The organism is Sinorhizobium psoraleae (genome assembly GCF_013283645.1).
In the GTDB taxonomy this organism is placed as follows: Bacteria; Pseudomonadota; Alphaproteobacteria; order Rhizobiales; family Rhizobiaceae; genus Sinorhizobium; species Sinorhizobium psoraleae.
On sequence record NZ_JABEKV010000051.1, the window covers coordinates 1 to 1,671 of the forward strand.

The 1,671-nt window shown below is 56.1% G+C and carries 1 protein-coding gene; it reads right to left on the reverse strand.

What is annotated here, in order from left to right; all coding sequences use genetic code 11:
* Window positions 1–213: 213 nt before the first annotated feature.
* Window positions 214–1,512: an aminotransferase class I/II-fold pyridoxal phosphate-dependent enzyme gene (locus ILFOPFJJ_RS34535; protein WP_376741503.1), complete on the reverse strand. Its 1,299-nt coding sequence runs from the start codon at window positions 1,510–1,512 to the stop codon at window positions 214–216.
* Window positions 1,513–1,671: the final 159 nt, after the last annotated feature.

A 1,671-nucleotide genomic window follows, 5' to 3' on the forward strand; every position in this document is an offset into this window, starting at 1 on the left:
CGTGTGAACGCCTCCTGCGACCGGCTCAACGCCTGAGTCTTGTGCCGCACTTCTTCTTTTGATGGCGTGGCCATACGCACCTCTCTCAGCTCGATCGCCATGCCTTCGAAGTCGAATGTGACTTGAGAGTTGGCGAGCATTCATCTATCTGGTTCGCATAACTTGCAGCAGCTTGCTCACACTGGACAATTCTGCTGAATCGCCGTAATCCCCTCAGGGGACTCTGGTCCCCGTCCACGGCTTGTCGGTTGTGTCCGTTACCTTTTCGAGGATTCGATCGCACAGTCGCTCTATGTCACTAACTTCATGATCCGCCGTAATACACACCCGAATCCCTGCCTTTCCTTGTCCGACTGTCGGGAAGAACGTCACCGAGGTATAGAAGCCTCCTTCGAGAAGCTGCCTTGCAATTCCAATCGCCTTGGCCTCCGATCCTATCGCGATCATTCTGATCGGAAGTGAATTGCCTTGCTCGGCAGTTGTGACACGACGATCAAAGAGCTCGATGCGTTGCCCCAGCCGCCTCTGCCGCTGGCCGAGTTCTGCCGAGCGGTGAATCTTGCACGATCCAAGCGCCGCGCCAACTGACGCCAAATTGGCGGCCGCCGAAAACGCATGGGGAATGGAGTAGCGTCGAAACAGAGTCTCCTGACCGGCCGTTCCGAGCATCAAAATGCCGCCAGAAGCTCCGAATCCCTTACCCAACGAGGCTGCTATGATTGTGCGGTCACCTAACACTTGCGGAAACTGAGCGCGTGCAAATCCTTGGCCCTGGCGTCCGAACAGCGATATGCCGTGAGCATCGTCGATATAGAGAAAGAGCCCATAGCGTTCTTGGAGTTGGCGCAGTTCCTTGATCGGCGCATTGCCTCCCATCGAATAAACACCATCGCAAACATAGGCGACCACCGGATTTTCCCGGCACAAGCGGTCGAGAGCGTCAATGTCGTTGTGCGCAATCGTTTCCACCCGCGTTTCATCAGCGACCATCGGCTTATGATAGGCGAGCGAAATGTGCGCTATGCGATCGAACACAACGACCGGCTTTCTTCCGCCTGTCAATTGGCCCGAAGCAAGGATGGGCATCGCGCCCAGATTGGCAAGCATAACAGAGGAAAAGGCGAGCACGCGCGCGCAGAACATCTTCGACAGGATTGCTTCAAGCTCTGCCAGAAGATCGAAATTGAGCCGCGTTCGTGCGCAGGACCAGTGCAATGACCGATGCGCCTCGATCGCCTCGATCGCGCCAGCGACGACCATCGGATGATTGTCAAGACCAAGGTAGGAGCATCGCACGTAATCAATTACCTCCGGTCGACTGTCAAGCGGCCCGTTGCCCAAGATAACTGTGCGTCCGGTCGTGGAACGTCCTTGGACGGCCATGAGATCGTTCGCGTGGGCTGCATCGAAATACGGCCTGCTCTCATTGATCACGTAAGTGGTGTTCCGGAAGCGTCCGGTCGGGCGACCACCATCCACGGGAGCTATACGCTGTTGCATTCCATTCTCCATCTTGATCTGCCAAAACGCATCCGACCGCTCAGATGGAGTCGGCACAACCGAGCGGCTTGGGGCCGGAGGTTCTGTACAGATCTTACGGGCCAGCCAGGATCGTTCAAACGAACTAAACACTGATTTCGTCGCTTGGGCAGCTACCAAATCAGGTAGTCT

Coding starts and splice junctions, on each gene's coding strand:
- ILFOPFJJ_RS34535 (WP_376741503.1), bottom strand. CDS start 1,512: ATGGAGAATGGAATGCAACAGCGTATAGCTCCCGTGGATGGTGGTCGC.